Origin of the sequence: Colwellia sp. BRX10-1 (assembly GCF_014077545.1) — a bacterium.
Taxonomy (GTDB): domain Bacteria; phylum Pseudomonadota; class Gammaproteobacteria; order Enterobacterales; family Alteromonadaceae; genus Colwellia_A.
The window spans coordinates 22,982-41,787 of the sequence record NZ_JACGWC010000030.1 but is presented as its reverse complement, the minus strand read 5'-3'; the positions used below and the strand labels follow the sequence as shown (position 1 = coordinate 41,787).

Sequence of the window (18,806 nt, the reverse complement as noted above, 5' to 3'; positions counted from 1 at the left end):
TTCGAACGGTTTGACTGCAAATATGATAATACGGCGTATCAGATAAACTAATTTGTTGTGAACGAGGCTTGGGCATAACAATCACCACACTTATAAGAGGGTAAATTAAGTGTAGTTTATTGTTGAAAAAACAAACAAGTTATTATGGGTGGCTTGATTGCGGTATTAAAACATATTTTAGATTACATGGTCATAAACGTGTAATTACTATTAATGTTAAATCTATGATTTTTACTGAGTTGGGTGATTCTTTAAAAGTCATCGATCTTAAATTTTCAGAGATTACCGAAGTGTACTTTACCGAAGGTAGGCAAGGGATACCTAGCAATTTGATTATCAAGTATGGTTACGATGGTCACGCCTACATTGCTAAAGATTATTTAAAACATCAATATTTTGAAGCTATTAGTTCAGCTTTTAAAAAAATCCTAAAAATAAATGAGATAAGTGTAAAATAAAATATAGCCAGCTGCTTAAACGGACACAAGCAGCTGGCTATGCTCGTACTTCGGTATTATAGCCAGCCATTTTTAGCCGCTTAGCAAAGCGTTATATGCAGGTTTAAGCCTAAGTAATATGACGAAGTCTATGTTTATTACCTGATGTTTATCGTATTGAAAATTAATTTTTTAGTGTTTTATTTGGATGTTCTCGGCATGATGCTCGCGGGGGAACTAGTTGGATGAATGAGTTGAAAAAAGCTTCATTCAGAATAGCTACAATGGAATTATTTTTCTAATACATAATATTATTTAATAAAGGAACTATCATTGAAATATAAAACTAAAACCACCGACTTTCTCTTTTCTTCGCTTATTTCACTCACTGTATTAATATTTACAAGTGCAGTTTATGCGAGCAGCGAAGCCATTGAGGTCATTGAGAATAATTTAAAAAGTAATATAAAGACTAACAGCGAAACCGAATCGAGTGATTCAATCGTAAATCTTATGAAGCAGTTAAATGTACCTGGCCTTAGTATTGCGGTAATTCATAAAGGAAAAATTGATTGGTCAAAAGGTTACGGTATTGCTACTGGTACAAGAAAGGTAGACTCGACTACGTTATTTCAAGCGGGGTCAATTAGTAAACCAGTTGCAGCACTTGCTGCGCTAAAATTGGTTGAAAAAGGAGAGTTAGATCTTAATGTTGATGTTAATCAATATCTAAAAGGTTGGCAAGTTAAGGGGGACTTATTAACTAAAGAAAACCCCGTTACCTTACGTCACCTCCTTACCCACACTGGCGGTATTAGTGTTCACGGCTTTCCCGGATATGCAACAGGTAGTGAAATACCAAGTACAACTGATGTGCTAAGTGGTAAAGGAAATACCGATAAAGTTGAGGTCAATGAAGCGCCGGGAAGTAAATGGCGGTATTCAGGTGGTGGCTATACTATAATGCAAAAAATAGTAGAAGATGTCACAGGAATGCCATTTTCTGAATATGCTGACAATCAAATTCTTAAACCTATGGGCATGTTCAATAGTACCTTTCAACATGTGTTACCCAAAAAATTAAAACAACATACCAGTGCAGCTTATGACTCTAATGGTGAAATGTATCCAGCAATATACAATGACTACGCAGAGAAGGCCGCAGCGGGATTATGGACTACCCCGTCAGATCTAGCGATTTATGCTATTCATATGCAAGAAATAATGGCAGGAAAGAATGACGGAATAGTAAAAAAATCGACAGTAACCGCTATGTTCAGTATGCATCAAGGAAATTGGGGGCTAGGGCCAGCGATGAGTGAAGTTAACAATCAACTTGTTTTTTCTCATTCTGGAAAAAACCTTGGTTTTACTAATGAATTTAAAGCCTTCGTGAATAGAGGCGAAGGGATGGTAGTAATGAGTAATGGTGATAATGCGCGGCAAATTAATCAAAAAATTATGAGCGCTATCTCCAAATATTATAAAATGGGCTTTCACTCACGAAAGAGTATAGAACCGTTAACTTTATTTATGAACAATCTCAAGGGCTTTATAGGAGAGTAGAAACTGATAACTGGTGGCTTCATTGTGGAGGTCAAAATTATTGATGGGCTGCCTAAAGTTAAAGAAAAACATGAAGCGCTGTTTTCACGACTAATACCTTCCAATAAGGTGACATTTATTAATGTTGAATCTGAAATGAACCCGTTTGTATTCCATCGGGATCAAGCTGATAATGTCAGTGGTTTATTGGTAGCTGAAAGGTTTAGACTTTATAAAATTAAATAACGAGCTTTGCTCTATGGTGTTTAATACGGATATGGCTGCAAATAACAAGTTGCTTAAACGGATAATAACAGTTGGCTATCGCTTCGCGATTATAGCCAACCCTTTTTACCGGCTTAATGGAGCGTTATGTCAGATACACCACTCAATATTCGATTATTACTAATTATCAGTTAGATAGTGAAGTAGGCGGGGTATTGGCGGTGAAGTGGCGTAACAGAAATTGATAATATTAGGGTAGTTTCATTCCTCTATTTAACTGAGGTTATGAATTATGGATATGAAAGTAAAATCATCACTTATTAGAAAATACAGAACGGAAAGACTCTGGTCGCAAGAGCATTTATCAAAAGTAAGTGGGCTTGGCTTAAGAACTATTCAAAGGTTGGAGTCTCGCGGAAGTTGTTCATCCGAAACAATAATGTCACTAGCATCTGTTTTTGAAGTAGATGCAGCTACTCTTGTCTGGCGTGATGGGTGTTACCAAGCATATAAGCACAAGCAATGGGGAATTGTTACATTCACCGCTATAGTTATTTTAGCGGCTGCAATACTAGGAATAAATGACTTATATAAATTTTTACCATCGGAAGCTCTAGGGATTATTTTCGGTGTGCTAACTATAGTTGCTATTATATTTAGCTCCATGACAATTGAAGTTAATGAAAGTGAAGTAAGGTGGTATTTTGGTCCGGGAGTATTTAAAAAACAAATATCACTGGAAGAAATTGCGAATTGCAATAATGTGAAAAACCCAATATGGATGGGATTCGGTATACACTCATTTGGAACTGGTTGGATTTATAATGTTTCGGGGCTTTTAGGTATAGAAATTGAACTAAAGGGTGGTTCATTTATTAGGTTAGGAACGAATCAGCCAAACTATCTTATTCAAGCTATTGTCGATGCTAAAGATAATGTAGAGTAATTTTAAAGTAACAATTACTTAGTATCAAGGTTGAAGTACGACAAAATAGCGATGCAAAACCTGAATCGAATCAACTTTAACCTACAAGAGTTAATGACCCCAGTTGAGGTAATAATAACCGTACGCTTGCCTGCTTAATCGTCCGCTGCTCGCGCAAGGTTGTCGTTTAAATGACAAGTACCAACGCCAGCTATTATCTTGAAGCAGTCATTAACTCAAGCATCGTGTGCAATGATAAAATTCTGATTTATTGACACGATTTTAATTTTAATGACTCCTCCGCATTCCCTCAAGATAAATTATTAATATCAATCTGAATTTCCACAGTAAGAAAAATGTCACAACCTTGTCATTTAATAAATCGGCAATATTCCTGAAACTTAATTGTCATATTTAGCCATTAATATTATCGACATTAATTTTAGGGGTAATCAAATAAGATCTGATTAGCTCAAACAAAGGCAAAAGGTTTTTATGACTCTTTCGAAAATTGCACAAGCTTGTTTATTACTGAGCTTAAGCACAACTAGCTTAATTAGCGATGCAACACCCACACTAGCGGATAATGATAAACAGCTCAGCCAAGTCGTTGATGCTGGTAAAGAAATTAACCAATCGGCCAGTCAGTCTCAACAGCGCGTTAATGCTATTAACGAGCAAATACAAACGAAGTCACAACAGTTTAAAACCATTAACAAGGAAATTGATGGCTTAACTGTTTATAACCAGCAAATGAAAACCCAAGTGGCGAACCAATTGAAAGAGCTTGACCAAATAGCCGTGTCAATGGAACAAGTGAGTATTATAGAACGACAAGTTTCACCGTTAATGGCGCGTATGATTGAAACCTTAGCAAACTTTATTACCTTGGATGTGCAGTTTTTAACAACCGAGCGTAATAAACGTATTGCTGATTTACACAGTATGATGGAACGCGCTGATGTTGCTATTTCTGAAAAGTTTCGCCGAGTACTCGCCGCTTATCAAATTGAAGTTGATTATGGGCGAACAATAGAGGCGTATTCTGGCTTAATTGATATTGACGGTAGTGAGCAAAATGTTGATTTCCTCAGAATTGGCCGCGTAAGTCTAGTGTATCAAACACGTGATGGTCAAAAGTTAGGTTTGTGGGATAACGCTTCTAAATCATGGCAGCCTCTTTCAGCGCAATATCGTTTAGATATTAATAAAGGTTTACGCATTGCTCGTAAACAACTTGCCCCCGATTTAATTATTGTCCCCGTAACGCAAAACTCGGCCGAATAAGGAATAACCCATGAAAAAATTACTTCTATTAATATCGGCAATAACTTTGTCAGCTTTTTCAGTATTCAGTGGCAATGCCATCGCGCAACAAGCAACGAGTTTAGATGACTTACTGTCACAATTAGCGCAAGGAAAAATTGCACAAAGTAAGCAAAATCAAGATAGAGAAGCAGAGTTCAATGCGAAAAAAAGCCAACAAACCCAATTGTTAAACCAAGCAAGACAGCAGCGAGATCAAGCGATTAACTTAAGTACACAACTTGAAAAAAACTTTCAAGATAACGATGTAACCTTAGGTAATAATACCGATGCGCTCAATAAGCGTATGGGTGAATTAAAAGAATTGTTTGGTGTATTACAACAAGTCGCTGGTGATACGCGCAGTAAATTTCAAACTTCTGTTATTTCGGCACAAATTCCTGGTCGAGGTCAGTTTCTTGATGAGTTTGCGCAAAGTATGGGCTCCTCATCAAAATTAGCCTCGATTGAAGAAATTGAACGTTTGTGGTTTGAATTACAACGTGAAATGACACAAAGTGGAAAAGTACATAAATTTAGCCGAGAAATTGTGTTAGCAAACGGTGAGAAAAGCCAAGCAGATGTGGTGCGTGTTGGTGGTTTTAATCTAGTTTCACAAGGAAAGTATCTTGAATATATTGATGAAACAGCTTCTGTTGCACAATTAATGAGACAACCATCGAGTCGTTATTTATCAAGTGCTAATGCACTCACCTCAAGCACTAATCAAGTCGTTCCTTTTGCTTTAGACCCAACAGGTGGTTCAATCTTAGGATTGTTAGTACAAGCACCTGACTTACAAGAACGCGTTGAACAAGGTGGTGCGGTTGGTTATGTTATTTTAGCGATTGGTCTCATTGGTTTACTGATTGCGATTGAACGTTTTATCACACTCTTTTTCATTGGCAGTAAAGTCAATCGTCAATTAAAGAGCGATCAAGCATCAAATGACAATCCACTGGGTCGGGTTATGTTAGTCCAAGATAAAAATCCCCTTGATAACGTTGAAACCTTAGAGTTAAAGCTCTCTGAAAGTATTTTAAAAGAAGTCCCTGTATTAACAACTCGGCTCACTTTCATCAAAATCATTTCAGTAGTTGCGCCTTTAATTGGTTTGTTAGGCACAGTTACAGGGATGATCAATACCTTTCAAGCGATTACCTTATTTGGCACAGGTGACCCTAAACTAATGGCAGGTGGTATTTCTCAAGCATTAGTAACAACGGTACTGGGCTTAGTTGTTGCTATTCCCATGGTCTTTATTTCTACACTGCTCAACACCCGAAGTCGCGGTATTATTAATATTTTACAACAACAAAGTGCAGGGATTTTAGCTGAACGCTCAGAAAGCTCTGAAAAACCGCTGACATCAAAGCAAGGAGCATAAACCATGATCCTCTTCATCGAAATGATGAATCGTATCCAAGAATTTTTGGATACGGGGGGGCTAGTGTTAAGCGTTATCGCCGCGGTTATTTGTTTAATGTGGTTACTTATTTTTGAACGATTGTTTTTTTACTTGCACAGTTATAAAACGGTGAAAGAAAACATCATTAAAAGTTGGTTTAAACGCCCAGAACGAAATTCGTGGAATGCCCAGCATATAAGAATTGCTCATATATCAAGAGCCACTGAAATGCTTAAAACTAACGTTACCTTAATTCAATGTTTAGTTGTCTTGTGTCCACTGCTTGGTTTGATGGGCACGGTAACCGGTATGATTGAAGTGTTTGACGTTATGGCAATTTCGGGCAGTGGTAATGCACGGTCAATGGCTTCAGGCGTTTCGCGCGCGACTATTCCAACAATGGCTGGCATGGTCGGCTCTTTGTCTGGTGTATTTATGGTGACATGGTTACAGCGTAAAACTAAACGTAGAACTGAGCAAATGGAAGACAGTCTTCCGATGGCTCACCAATAATTAGCAGTTTAATTAAGGAGTAACGCTATGCGTTCTCAACTATCAAATATTTTACAAGAACAAGAAGAAGCTGAAGAAATTAACATGACGCCTATGTTAGACGTGGTCTTCATTTTATTGATATTTTTTATTGTTACCGCCTCGTTTGTTAAAGAAGCGGGTATTGAAGTGAATCGACCAGAAGCGGCTACTGCCGTTAAAAAGGAACGAGCCAATATTTTAGTGGCAATTAGTGATAAAGGCGATATTTGGATCAATAAGCGTCGTATTGATATTCGAGCCGTACAAGCCAATATTGAGCGCTTAAAGGCAGAAAATCCACAGGGTACTGTTGTTATTCAAGCCGATAAAGCATCGACAACTGATACGTTAATTAAAGTGATGGACGCTGCTCGTTCAGCGGGTGTTTTTGATGTTTCAATTGCTGCTCAAGAGGGCTAAGTCATGGCAACCGTGATGAATACTCCTGCCCGTTACAGCATAGGTTTATTACTTGCTGTGGTGATGACTTTCTTTCTTTTATGGGGGATGCAAGCGCTTATTTCTGGTGGTAATAATGCCTTAACTGAAGCGCCTCGCGGTAATGTGCTCGATTTTATTAGATTGAAAAAAGAGCAGCAACTTACAAAAAAAGAACGTAAACCGCAAAAACCACCAGCACCTAAAGCACCTCCACCGCAAATGCAGCAACCACAAATGCAGCAAGCTAATCCCAATGCATTAAGCACTGCTAGTGGGTTTGGTGCTGATATTCAAACCGATTTAAGTTTAGCTGGGGGGTTAAGTTTAAGTGGCGGTGATGGCGACTATTTGCCCATAGTGAAAGTCTCACCTATTTACCCACGTCGTGCTCAATCTCGGGGCATTGAAGGGTATGTTATTGTTGAATTTATTGTCACTAAAAATGGTTCAGTGCGAGACGCTATAGTTGTTGAAGCTAAACCTGAAGGGATTTTTGATCAAGCGGCAATGGCGGCAGCATTAAAATTTAAGTACAAACCACGGGTAGTTGATGGTGTCGCTATGGAAGTTGCTGGCGTGCAGAATAAAATTTCTTTCCAAATAGAAGGTTAAGGAGTCGGAGATGACTAAAATGACAATATTAAAAAGAAAAGCGCTATCTTGCCTTTCAATCGCGTTTCTCTTTAGCGCTCCGGTAATACTTAACCAAAATATGGGTGGCAGTATTGCAAATGCGCAATCATCAGCACAGTTGGGTAAAGAAACAACCTCAGTGAAAGTACCCGCGATGCGTAACCGTGTTTATACGCAATTGGCAAGAGCACAAAAACTTGCTGATGAGGGTAACGGTTTAGAGGGCTTTGATGTACTTGATGAAGTGCAAGACCGCATTGATAGTTTAAACAGTTACGAACGTGCGATGTTATGGAATTTTTATGGCTTTATGTATTATGGTAATGACGATGTCGCTTCAGCCATTGATAGCTTTGAAAAAGTTATCGATGAAAAGGCGATCCCTGAAACATTAAGGCTGTCGACACTTTACTCTTTAGCGCAATTATCAATGCAAATGCAAAACTTTCCGCAATCTTTAAAGTTTTTAGTTTTGTGGCAAGCAACTAACGACAAAGCCATTACCGATACTCAACAAGTCTTATTTGCCCAAGTTCATTATCAAAATAAACAATATCAGCAGTCTCTGCACTATGTTTCACAGGCTATTGAACAAAGTATCGCAGCCAATGAAATTCCTAAAGAAAATTGGTTGATTTTACAACGTGCAAATTACTTTGAATTAAAGCAGCCAATTGAAGTAACCGCTGTGATAGAAAACCTGGTTCGTTATTACAATAAACCTAAATATTGGTTACAGCTTTCAGCAATGTATGGTGAAATTGGCCAAGAAGATAAGCAGCTTGCGGTGATGGAAAGCGCTTGGCAAGCGGGCTATGTGACTCAGTCAACTGACATTATCACCTTAGTACAGCTGTATCGCTTTCATAACGTGCCAATTAAAGCGGCAAACTTACTCGCTGAAGCAATAGACAGTGGTCAAGTTATCGCCCAAGAAAAATATTTAGAGATGCTGGCTAATGCATACATAGCGGCAAAAGATGATGAAAAATCAATTCCGGTATTAATTAAAGCAGCAGAAATTTCTGAAACAGGTAAGTTTGATGCTGCTTTAGCACAAGCTTATTTAAACTTAGAAAAATGGCAACTTGCTATTAATTCAGCTAATGAAGCACTAAGTCGTGGTGACTTAGCTTCAGAAGTTAGCCTAGGTAATATGTATTTAGCCAAAGGTATGGCGGAATTTAATCTGCAAAAATTTGGCGAATCTTTATCTGCCTTTGAACAAGCCAAAAAAATTAAAAGTTCGGCTAAAACAGCGAAACAATGGTTTCAGTATGTTGAAAAAGAGCAAGTTGCTAAGCAAAATTTGGCGATGTTAAATTAATTATTCCGTAGTTTTACCTTATTCTCCTCTGCGAACATCCCCTTGACGGACAAAAAGTTAGTTCAGGGGGAGCTGGCTATATTTATTATGAAAATAGCCGTTATTATTTTTAGGTGTATGAAATTCATTCAATTGATGGTAAAACATTAATTATAAAACCCATAAGAAAAGTAATATGTTGCAGCTTTATCTTAATTTACGTTGAAGTTGCAACCTTTTAAAAAAGGTGGCTTATGAATATTGGAATACCTAAAGAAACACTAACAGGGGAAAACCGAGTAGCAGCATCGCCAAGCTCGGTAGTTGCTCTACTTAAGCTTGGCTTTAGTGTCCAAGTACAAAAAGGAGCTGGCACAAAAGCCAGTTTTACTGATGAAGAGTTTGCCGACGCAGAAGCTTCATTAGTCACTAAAAAAATATGCTGGCAGTCAGATATTATTTTTAAAGTAAATGCACCTTCACTTGATGAAGTTGCACAAATGAAAGATGGCGCACATTTAGTCAGTTTTATTGCACCAGCGCAAAGTCCAGAGTTACTCGAAGCCTTACGCGAAAAATCAATTACGACCTTTGCCATGGAAATGGTGCCACGTATGACTCGCTCTCAGTCAATGGATGCACTAAGTTCAATGGCAAATATTGCCGGCTATCGCGCTGTTATTGAAGCAACCCATCTTTTTGGACGCTTCTTAACAGGACAAATTACAGCTGCGGGTAAAATGCCTCCTGCAAAAGTAATGATCATTGGTGCGGGTGTTGCAGGTCTTGCTGCTATTGGTACCGCTGGAAGTTTAGGCGCTGTGGTTCGCGCTTTTGATACGCGCCCCGAAGTAAAGGAACAAATTGAAAGTATGGGCGCAGAGTTTCTTGAGCTTGACTACGAAGAACCCGAAGATACGGGATCAGGCGATGGTTATGCAAAAGAAATGAGTAAAGCATTTATTGATGCTGAAATGGCACTCTTTGCAGAACAAGCCAAAGATGTTGATATTATTATTACCACAGCGATGATCCCAGGCAAACCAGCGCCTAAGTTAATTACAGAAGCCATGGTTCATTCAATGAAACCCGGTTCAATTATTGTTGATTTAGCGGCCGCGGGTGGTGGTAATTGTGCCTTAACCGTTCCGGGTAAAGTTTCTAATGTTGGTGGTGTTAAAATTATTGGTTACACAGATTTAGTTTCTCGTTTACCCAATCAAGCATCACAGCTCTATTCAAATAATTTGGTTAATTTAACTAAATTAGTGTGTCCAAATAAAGACGGTACCATTACGGTTGATTTTGAAGATCAAGTGGTTCGAAATATGACCGTCGTTAATCATGATGAAATTACCTTTCCGCCACCACCAATTCAAGTCAGTGCGGCACCCACTAAACCTGCTCCAGTAAAAATTAAAGCAGTCGATGTGAAAGAAGAACCCGCATCACAAACTAAAAAGCATCTGTTTATGGCAATAGGCGCGTTATTGTTTGCTTGGGTGGCCAGTGTTGCTCCCGCGGATTTTCTCTCTCATTTCACTGTTTTTGTGCTTTCTTGTGTTATTGGTTACAACGTGGTGTGGAATGTCAGTCATTCGCTGCATACGCCTTTAATGAGTGTTACTAATGCCATTTCGGGCATTATTATTGTTGGCGCTTTGTTACAAATAGGGCAAGACAATATATTGATACAAATACTTGCGGGGATTGCGGTGCTCATTGCCACAATAAATATTGTTGGTGGCTTTGTAGTGACCAAACGTATGTTAAAAATGTTTAGAAGATAAGGGGCGCATTGATGGAATTTTCTCAAGGGTTAATTAGCGCAGCTTATATTGTTGCTGCATTATTATTTATTTTTAGTCTTTCAGGGTTAAGTAAGCAAGAAACGGCTGAAACAGGTAATTGGTATGGCATCACGGGTATGGCCGTTGCTTTAATCGCAACCATTGCCGACCCACGTGTCGATAATGTTTTAGTGATATTTATTACCATGTCAGTTGGCGCTTTTATTGGTTTACATTTAGCCAAAAAAGTTGAAATGACGCAGATGCCAGAGCTGGTCGCTATTTTACATAGTTTTGTTGGCCTAGCGGCGGTACTTGTTGGCTTTAACAGTTATTTTGAAATGGACCACTCTTTAGCGTTAAACCTAACCGATACCCAACAAATGGAGACCAACATTCATTTAGTTGAAGTATTCTTAGGTGTTTTTATTGGCGCGGTAACCTTTACCGGTTCAATTGTCGCTTTTGCTAAATTACGCGGTGTTATTAGCTCTTCAGCATTGATGTTGCCACATCGCCATAAGTTAAATTTAGTCGCAGGTATTGTTACTTTAGTTTTACTTATTAGCTTTGTTCAAAGTGATGGCGCTATTAATCCATTGTACATGATGACTTTTATTGCACTTGTCTTTGGTTGGCATTTAGTCGCTTCAATTGGCGGTGCTGATATGCCTGTTGTTGTCTCTATGCTCAATTCATATTCTGGATGGGCAGCCGCAGCCGCAGGTTTTATGCTTAACAACGATTTGTTAATTGTAACCGGCGCTTTGGTGGGGTCATCAGGGGCAATACTGTCATACATTATGTGTAAGGCGATGAATCGTTCTTTTATTAGTGTTATTGCTGGAGGTTTTGGTACCGATGTTGTTATTGATAACGATACTGATTATGGCGATCACATTGAAATAAATGCCGAGGCTGTTGCTGATCTGTTGCGCGGAGCTAAATCCGTTATTATTACGCCAGGTTATGGTATGGCTGTAGCGCAAGCTCAATATCCTGTTTATGAAATGACTCAAGCGTTAAAAGCGAAAGGGATCGATGTGCGCTTTGCTATTCATCCGGTTGCAGGGCGCTTGCCTGGACATATGAATGTTTTATTAGCGGAAGCAAAAGTTCCATATGATATTGTTTTTAGTATGGATGAAATTAATGATGACTTCCCTACAACCGATGTTGTTTTGGTGATTGGGGCAAATGACACGGTAAATCCTGCAGCTGCAGAAGATCCAACCAGCCCTATTGCCGGTATGCCAGTGCTAGAAGTATGGAATGCTAAACAAGTTATTGTCTTTAAACGTTCAATGAGTACCGGTTATGCTGGGGTTCAAAACCCATTATTCTTTAAAGAAAATACTCAGATGTTATTTGGTGATGCTAAAGACTCTGTTGAAAAAATATTTAAAGCGCTGTAATTAACTTTACATTGAGTAATAAAAACCAGTGATCGTTCACTGGTTTTTTTTGCTTAGTACTATTTTTTTTCTTAACACTAATAGGGTCTAACGCTGGTAGTACTTTGTTTGTTATGATAATTAGTAATAATCTAAAAAGGTGAGAAAGATATTTTGATAGAACAATGGATAGGTACGATCAATGGTTATTTATGGGGCAGTGTGCTTATCTATTTACTGACCGGTTGTGGTATTTGGTTTACTTGGCGATTAAAGTGCCTGCAAATAACTCACTTTACTCACATGTTTACGTTACTTAAATTAAGTCGTAAAACAGACAGCCAAGGCATCTCTTCTTTTCAAGCATTATGTACTTCGCTTGCCGCCCGTGTCGGCACCGGAAATTTAATGGGGGTAGCTGTCGCTATTACCTTAGGTGGCGCTGGTGCTGTTTTTTGGATGTGGCTTATTGCTCTTGTTGGTATGGCAACTGCCTTTGCTGAAAGTGCATTAGGCCAACTCTACAAAGAAAAAGACGCCAACGGAAACTTTCGTGGTGGTCCTGCTTATTACATGAGCAAAGGCTTAAAAAGTAGAAAACTTGCGGTGACTTTTTCGCTGTGTTTATTTTTCGGATATGGTTTTGTTTTTAGCTCAGTGCAAGCCCATTCAATTACCAGTGCTTTTGACGGCTCTTTTGGTATTAACCCGTTATTTACCGGCATTGTCATTACTATAGCAACGGCCTTTATTGTTTTTGGTGGTTTGAAAAACATCGCTCGTTTTGCGGAAATAACGGTACCTTTTATGGGGCTTGCTTATTTATTAGTCTGTCTAGCGGTCATCTTTTTAAATATTGAAAAAATCCCTGCCATTATTAGCGATATATTTGCTTCTGCTTTTGGTTTAAAAGAAGCGGGCAGCGGCTTAGTTGGTGCGGCAATAGTCCAAGGCATAAAACGTGGACTCTATTCTAATGAAGCGGGGATGGGGAGCTCACCCAATGCCGCTGCCGCCGCAGTACCTTATCCTCCTCATCCTGTTTCACAAGGTTATATACAAATGCTTGCTGTGTTTTTTGACACTATTGTTATTTGTTCTTGTACCGCTTTTCTTATTTTATTATTCAAAGAAACAGGTAGCGATGCACAAGGGATACAATTAACTCAGCAAGCGTTAGCTTATCAAGTGGGCGCATGGGGTAGCGATTTTATTACTATCGCTATATTACTGTTTGGTTTCACCTCAATTGTTGCCAACTTTGCTTATGCTGAAAATAATTTGAAGTATTTAAATATGGATAATCCACTTGGACATTGGTTTTTACGTTGTGGATTTTTGGCGATGTTGATTTTTGGTTCAGTAGCGAGTTTACCTCAAGTTATTGCTTTAGCTGATTTATCTACAGGGCTTATGACGGTAGTTAATGTCACGGCTTTATTACTCTTGTCTAAAGTTGTGGTGAGTATTACTCAAGACTATCATCAGCAACATAACCAAGGAAAATTGCCGAGCTATAAGCCAAGTGAAAGCGAGCATAATCGTTTTAATTTGACGAAAGGGATCTGGCAAAAATAGTCTGATGAATAATCTTTAAACTATGCTAGAATGCGCGCCTTAATTTTGGGTTTCGTTTTTTTTTGATAAGTGGTGATATATGAGTGTTGATGCAATAGGGTTGTCGGCTGAACTATTAAAGGCAGTTAAAGCCTGTGGTTATAAAACGTTGACGCCTGTTCAGCAGCAAGCTATACCGCTTATTCGGTCTGGGGTTGATCTACTGGCAAGTGCGCAAACAGGTACCGGTAAAACAGCCGCTTTTAGTTTACCTATACTAGAGGCTTTAGCTAAAATTCCAAGTGATAATAATTCATCAAAAACCATTCGCGCACTTATTTTAACGCCAACGCGTGAGCTTACTCAACAAGTTGCCCGTAATATCGAAAGCTATAGTGAATTTTTACCATTAAGCTGCGGTGCTGTTTATGGTGGTGTAAATATGCCACCACAAACTAGAATGTTAAAGCAAGGTGTTGATGTACTTGTTGCTACACCTGGGCGTCTACTTGAGCATGTAGTGGCGAGAAATGTAGATTTATCACAAGTTAAATTTCTTGTTTTAGATGAAGCTGACCGCATGCTAGATATGGGTTTTTTAAATGACATTCAGCAATTAATCAGTGTTATTAAGCAAAAACATCAAACATTGATGTTTTCAGCAACATTTTCAAATAAAGTGAAAACGTTAGCTAAACAAGTCTTACATACGCCAAAAACCTTAGAAGTTTCACGCCAAAATTCAACATCAGGCAAGGTTAAACAATCAGTTTATTGGGTATCAGAAACACGTAAATGTGAATTGTTATCAGAATTGATTGGTATTAATAATTGGCAGCAAGTACTTGTTTTTGCAGGTACCAAAGAAAGTGCAAATATACTCGCCAAAGAACTTAAGCTTGACGGAATTAAGTCGGCGTTGTGTCATGGTGATAAAACACAAGGCGCAAGAAACAAAGCCCTTGAACAATTTACGGAAGGAAAAGTTCGCGTGCTTGTTGCTACCGATGTTGCAGCTCGAGGATTAGATATTCCTGATTTACCTTACGTTGTTAACTTTCACTTGCCTTATCTTGCTGAAGATTATGTGCACCGTATTGGCCGTACAGGCCGAGCAGGAAAGTCTGGTACGGCAATTTCACTAGTTAGCCCTAAAGATGAACAGTTTTTAGAAAATATCGAAGCATTAATTGGTCGAACTTTTGAACGAACAATTGTCCCTGGATATGAACTAGAACGTGCTTTACCAGCACAATATGCTGAAAAAGAAGATAAACCTCTAAAGAAAAGCCGTTACAAAGCGACACAAGAGAAAAACCAATTAATAGCCCGTAAAAAGGCAGACAGTACGCCTGCGGCTAAACGACGTGCAAAAGTGGCCAAAAAAGCCAAACCAGCGCCTACCGGCAAACGTAGATAATTTATTGTTGAACAGTACTTATGGCACACACCTTAGTTGATATACCCTTTGAACAACGCCATCAGTGCTGGTTTTGTGGCGAGCCATCTGAATTAACATTTGGCTTTCCGCATCAATATTTTCTAGTTTTTGATTGCTCACATCCACCATTATCTGTACCTAGTTGTCGTGAATGTACTTCTTTAGCGAGAAAGGCAAAGCAGCATTCTATTTGGGCTGTTGCCAATAATGTTAAGCACTTTTTAGCACAAACCTATCAAAAAGATTTAGCGATAGGTATCAATTGGACGAAAGAAGAGCTTGCCGATAGTGAGTTTGAAAGCGGAAATTTTGTTGGCTTTCAAAAAAGTGCTTGGATGATGTATGAAATAGCCAAACAACGCTTAAATTATCAAGGCTGGTTATTGTCGCTTGAGGGCGTCGAACTCGATGTTGATTATATTGGCACTGAGTTTACTTTTGATGGGGTAACCTACCCAAGTGTTGATCTTGCTATTGAACACTTTATAGAAACCTATGACTTGTCGGCTGAAAACTTTAAAAAAGCACTATCAATTGTCGGCATTGACAAATTTGGCAAAGCGGTAAGGTTTTGCCGCCTGCTTATTGGCAGAACGCCAGAGCAACAAAAATTAGCGCTTCGCTATTTTGCAGAAGACGAAAAGTTAAGCTAAGTTAACCTCACTAGACTAAACTTAGCTTACGGTCTTTAAATATTTTTCTTTGATATAGCGCTTTGTCGGCGCGTTTAAAAAAACTTGCTTGCGTATCCATCCTGTCCATAAAAGTATGTCCTAAACTACAACTGACTTGATATTTTGATAATAAAGGATCACGAGTCATTGCGCTGTATATCCGCTGTTCAATAACGAGTAGAGAATCTAGCGTGGCATTTTCAACAATGATTGAAAACTCATCACCACCAAATCGAAATAAACTATCAGAATCTCGAACACTTTCTTTAAGCGCCAAAGAAAACTGAATCAAGACTTCATCACCTAAATTATGGCCATGACTGTCGTTAATTAATTTAAACTTATCGAGGTCGCAGACGATTAAACCGACTTTACTATTTTGGCGGTTCGCATGGTGCATAGCACGCTTTAACTGCTCATCAAAACATCGACGGTTATTTAAAGAGGTTAATCCATCTTGCATCGCTAACAGCAAAGCTTCCTGATACTGTAAAGCATTATTTAATGGGTGAATTAAATACTGGTGTAACTCATTAAGTATCTTATAATTAGTAATGCTTATTGGTGAATTAATGGCGTAGGTCAAAATACCAACAAACTTTTGGTTTAGTTTTAATTCAAAACTACGTTCATTTTTACCTTGTCTACTCCCTCTAATCGAAGCGGTCATATCACCTTTTTTGAAATATAGACCTGAAAAATCGACATACTTAGCTGCTTCCATTGCAAAAATATTGAGTAAACGATCAAGCTCTAGCGATGTTTGGAGTTGTTCCATTAACGCTAATTTTCTATTAGATTTTTCATGGTCAGGACTATCAAACACTTTAAAAGCGTTATATTGAAAAGCCTGATTATCTACTAAATTTAATGTCTGCATATCATCACCTGATTATTTTATCAGATATGATTAAGCAATTTTTATACCTAAATTTATTTTAAAGTGGTTGTTTTTATAGTATTGATATTAAATGAGTTTATATTAATAAAATCTTTGACGAATTTTTGACAATTCATTAATGGCAAGGAGTTGCCGCTGTCAAACTACCGATAATTGCTTTAGACTCAGTAGTGCTCACTCTATTTTTATAAATTTAATACCGATGCGAATGATAAAATAAGGATTTTTTGTGACAGGTCATTTTGAACTCTTAGCTATTCTATCAAGTGCTGTACTTATTGTTTGGTTATTTCGCCGTTTACACTTACCGGCAATTTTAGCCTACTTAGTGGCAGGTATGCTGGTTGGTGATCATGGTTTATCTTTGGTTCAAGACCAAGTGGATTACGATCACTTTGCTGAGTTAGGTATCGTCTTTTTACTTTTTACCCTAGGCTTAGAATTTTCATTACCTAAATTAATCGCCATGCGCCATCTGGTCTTAGCGGTTGGTAGTCTTCAAGTAGGTATTTCGCTAGCTTTTTTTATGGGCATTGCTTTGTTGTTTGGTCAGACATTTGCTAGTGCTTTGATTATTGGTGGTATTATAGCGCTTTCTTCAACAGCCATCGTTATTCGGCAATTGAGTGAAACGGGCGCAATGAAAAGAAAGTCTGGGCAGCTCTCTGTTGCTATCTTACTTTTTCAGGATGTAGCCGTTGTTCCCTTATTAATTATCATCCCGATGTTTGCCCAAGAGTCTGATAGTTCAATGGTTGTTGAGCTACTGATCGCTCTAGTTAAAGGCGTCTTTGTCGTTACCTTGTTAATGTTTGCCGGAAAATGGTTGCTACCACGTTTATTTAATTTAGTGGCGCAAGTTAGAACCGATGAATTATTTGTTTTAACAACCTTATTAGTTACCTTAGTCGCATCATCATTGACGCAATGGTTTGGCTTATCTATGGCTTTAGGGGCTTTTCTCGCAGGTATGATGTTAGGTGAAAGCCAGTACAAGTATCAGCTTGAAGCCGATATTCGGCCTTATCGTGATATCTTGCTAGGTTTATTTTTTGTAACGGTCGGTATGAAACTCGACATCGGCATCGTTTATTCCTCACCATTGGTTATTATCGGCGTTATGGTCAGCTTTATGGTGGTTAAGATACTCATTATCGCCTTCTTAGCAAAACGCGCAGGAGAAGCGGCTAAAGATGCTTGGGCTGCAGGTATTATGTTGGCACAGATGGGTGAATTTGGTTTTGTGCTTATCGCTTTAGCCAATCAGGTTAAATTGTTACCGGTTGAAACTGCTTCTATCTTGTTAGGCGCAGGTGTATTGAGTATGGCGATAACACCTTATATGATTAACAATGCTCGTCGTTGGTCGTTGATGTTGAGTAACGAAAAGCCCATAGATACCGATCATTTAGCTGAACTTCCCGAGCAAACAGAGTTAAGTGACCATGTCATTATTTGTGGTTTTGGTCGAATTGGCCAAACGGTGAGTCGCTTTTTAAAGCAAGAGTCGATTAAGTTTGTTGCTATCGATATTGACCCACTTAGGGCAACAAAAGCGCGTGAAGCAGGAGAAAATGTGCTTTTTGGCTCATCAAGACAAACTGAATTATTACAAGCAGCTCACTTATCGCAAGCTAAGCTTGTTGTTATTGCTTTTGGTGAGGACAAACAATCACTTGAGGTTATTCAAAAAGTTAGATCATTATCACCCGATGTTCCTATCCTTGTCCGCACTCGAAATGACGATCAACTACAAGCATTGCAAGAAGCGGGTGCTAATCAAGTGGTACCAGAGAGTTTAGAGGGCAGTTTAATGCTGGTCTCTCAAGTGTTATCTTTAACCGGAGTGCCTTTCTCTCGCATTATTCGCCGTGTACAAAAAGAACGTAAAGACCACTACAGCCATTTGCATGGGTTTTTTCAGGGTGAGCATACTGACATGAGTCCTGAAGCTATGGATCGCATTGAATTCGCTAATGGGATTATATTAACGGAAAACTCTTATGCTAATGGGCATTCTATAGCGTCACTGAATTTATCGGCAAAACGGGTCACGGTGGTTGCGCTTCGCCGTAACAATATTGAATCAGAGCAACCCGATGAAGCCACTATTCTTCAAGCTCAGGATACCCTGATTGTACGCGGAAAGCCTCGACGAGTAGAACGAGCAGAGCGCTTTGTTCAAAAGGGGGTTTAGCTTTTCCTTTGACTGTCCGCAGTGTTGTTAGGTCTAGATGAGTATAACGAGCAGGACATTTCATCCAAGAGAGGGGGAATTTTTTTCTTGGTT

16 protein-coding genes are annotated in these 18,806 nt (G+C 38.7%); 15 read left to right on the top strand and 1 reads right to left on the bottom strand.

The features are described 5' to 3' along the window. Positions 1 to 119: 119 nt before the first annotated feature. From H4J75_RS17445 to H4J75_RS17380, 14 genes are all read left to right on the top strand, one after another. The gene (locus H4J75_RS17445) at positions 120 to 458 is read left to right on the top strand and encodes a hypothetical protein (RefSeq protein ID WP_182245235.1); all 339 of its coding nucleotides are present in this window, start codon (positions 120 to 122) and stop codon (positions 456 to 458) included. A gap of 312 nt (positions 459 to 770) precedes the next feature. Next, complete coding sequence (locus H4J75_RS17440; protein WP_182222811.1) at positions 771 to 2,003, top strand: serine hydrolase; 1,233 nt, start codon at positions 771 to 773, stop codon at positions 2,001 to 2,003. Positions 2,004 to 2,499: 496 nt separating this feature from the next. Next, the gene (locus H4J75_RS17435; RefSeq protein WP_182222810.1) at positions 2,500 to 3,153 is read left to right on the top strand and encodes a helix-turn-helix domain-containing protein; all 654 of its coding nucleotides are present in this window, start codon (positions 2,500 to 2,502) and stop codon (positions 3,151 to 3,153) included. A gap of 474 nt (positions 3,154 to 3,627) precedes the next feature. Next, entirely contained in the window at positions 3,628 to 4,419 is a 792-nt protein-coding gene (locus H4J75_RS17430; RefSeq protein WP_182222809.1) for a DUF3450 domain-containing protein, read from the top strand. A gap of 10 nt (positions 4,420 to 4,429) precedes the next feature. Next, a complete protein-coding gene (locus H4J75_RS17425) occupies positions 4,430 to 5,824 on the top strand; it encodes a MotA/TolQ/ExbB proton channel family protein (protein ID WP_182222808.1) in 1,395 nt (464 codons plus the stop codon). A 3-nt stretch (positions 5,825 to 5,827) separates the two neighbouring features. Continuing rightward, positions 5,828 to 6,358: a MotA/TolQ/ExbB proton channel family protein gene (locus H4J75_RS17420; protein WP_182222807.1), complete on the top strand. Its 531-nt coding sequence runs from the start codon at positions 5,828 to 5,830 to the stop codon at positions 6,356 to 6,358. Between the two features lie 27 nt (positions 6,359 to 6,385). Continuing rightward, on the top strand, positions 6,386 to 6,799 hold the full coding sequence (locus H4J75_RS17415; RefSeq protein ID WP_070376341.1) for a biopolymer transporter ExbD: 414 nt from the start codon (positions 6,386 to 6,388) through the stop codon (positions 6,797 to 6,799). A 15-nt stretch (positions 6,800 to 6,814) separates the two neighbouring features. Continuing rightward, positions 6,815 to 7,432, top strand: coding sequence for an energy transducer TonB (locus tag H4J75_RS17410; RefSeq protein ID WP_070377222.1), 618 nt, complete (start codon positions 6,815 to 6,817; stop codon positions 7,430 to 7,432). Between the two features lie 10 nt (positions 7,433 to 7,442). Next, complete coding sequence (locus tag H4J75_RS17405; protein ID WP_182222806.1) at positions 7,443 to 8,780, top strand: lipopolysaccharide assembly protein LapB; 1,338 nt, start codon at positions 7,443 to 7,445, stop codon at positions 8,778 to 8,780. A 233-nt stretch (positions 8,781 to 9,013) separates the two neighbouring features. Next, entirely contained in the window at positions 9,014 to 10,549 is a 1,536-nt protein-coding gene (locus tag H4J75_RS17400) for a Re/Si-specific NAD(P)(+) transhydrogenase subunit alpha (RefSeq protein ID WP_182222805.1), read from the top strand. 11 nt (positions 10,550 to 10,560) lie between these two features. After that, a complete protein-coding gene (gene pntB, locus H4J75_RS17395; RefSeq protein ID WP_182222804.1) occupies positions 10,561 to 11,964 on the top strand; it encodes a Re/Si-specific NAD(P)(+) transhydrogenase subunit beta in 1,404 nt (467 codons plus the stop codon). Positions 11,965 to 12,117: 153 nt separating this feature from the next. Beyond that, entirely contained in the window at positions 12,118 to 13,521 is a 1,404-nt protein-coding gene (locus tag H4J75_RS17390) for a sodium:alanine symporter family protein (RefSeq protein WP_220465352.1), read from the top strand. A 79-nt stretch (positions 13,522 to 13,600) separates the two neighbouring features. Next, positions 13,601 to 14,920 carry a DEAD/DEAH box helicase gene (locus H4J75_RS17385; protein WP_182217431.1) on the top strand — a complete coding sequence of 440 codons (1,320 nt, stop codon included), beginning with the start codon at positions 13,601 to 13,603 and terminating at the stop codon, positions 14,918 to 14,920. A 20-nt stretch (positions 14,921 to 14,940) separates the two neighbouring features. After that, positions 14,941 to 15,594, top strand: coding sequence for a hypothetical protein (locus tag H4J75_RS17380; RefSeq protein ID WP_070376346.1), 654 nt, complete (start codon positions 14,941 to 14,943; stop codon positions 15,592 to 15,594). A gap of 10 nt (positions 15,595 to 15,604) precedes the next feature. On the opposite strand, the gene H4J75_RS17375 is transcribed toward H4J75_RS17380, so the two are convergent. Further along, positions 15,605 to 16,495 (bottom strand): GGDEF domain-containing protein, encoded by an 891-nt coding sequence (locus H4J75_RS17375; RefSeq protein ID WP_182222803.1) that lies wholly within the window; start codon positions 16,493 to 16,495, stop codon positions 15,605 to 15,607. 250 nt (positions 16,496 to 16,745) lie between these two features. Between H4J75_RS17375 and H4J75_RS17370 the strand changes: the two genes are divergently transcribed. Next, positions 16,746 to 18,713 carry a monovalent cation:proton antiporter family protein gene (locus H4J75_RS17370; RefSeq protein ID WP_182222802.1) on the top strand — a complete coding sequence of 656 codons (1,968 nt, stop codon included), beginning with the start codon at positions 16,746 to 16,748 and terminating at the stop codon, positions 18,711 to 18,713. Positions 18,714 to 18,806: the final 93 nt, after the last annotated feature.